This is a genomic window from Arenibacter sp. F20364 (assembly GCF_023015905.1).
GTDB lineage: Bacteria > Bacteroidota > Bacteroidia > Flavobacteriales > Flavobacteriaceae > Arenibacter.
On the sequence record NZ_JALKBD010000139.1, the window covers coordinates 1 to 587 of the forward strand.

A 587-nucleotide genomic window follows, 5' to 3' on the forward strand; every position below is an offset into this window, starting at 1 on the left:
CCATTGGATCAAGTGTATTGGCCATATCGCTTGTTTTTAAGCGACAAGGTAATTGTTACTTGATCTTTCAAAGTGGCACAAAACGAAACGTTATAAGTCCCGTTCCCTACAAAGGTGGCACAAAACGAACCGATATCACTGGCACAAAACGAACCGAAATGGATTGCGTTGATAGCCAAAAGTGGCACAGATCAAACCGAAATGCCTGGCACTATAACACCGAAATGGGTGGCACAAAACGAACCGAAGTATCCAGGGGGAGGACTTTGGGACGAAACCCACCCCTAACTCCCGCCCAAAAGGCGGGACAGGCTCCTCCCAAGAGGGGAATGGAGGGAGGATTTTAAAGCAAGAACCAAGATATTAGAGGTAGAGGTTGTGAAAGCTATATGATATAGGCTATAAGCTTTAGGTGATTTATAAATTTGATAATGGGTAAATGCAATAATTGTTTAATGTACCAATGAATTAATTTGAAGATTGGTTGATTTGAAGATTTGGAAATGGCAAATTTAATCCTGGAAAAAATGGATATGGTGGATAGCATTTTAAATTTTCAGCATTTTTCACCCTTTAGGGACGGGGAA

Annotated in this window: 1 protein-coding gene; it reads left to right on the forward strand. The window is 41.1% G+C overall.

Annotated features, from left to right (window positions below):
• A partial coding sequence (locus MWU84_RS24060) for a hypothetical protein (RefSeq protein WP_246906575.1) occupies positions 1-347 on the forward strand: 347 nt, incomplete at its 5' end.
• Between the last annotated feature and the right edge of the window lie 240 nt (positions 348-587).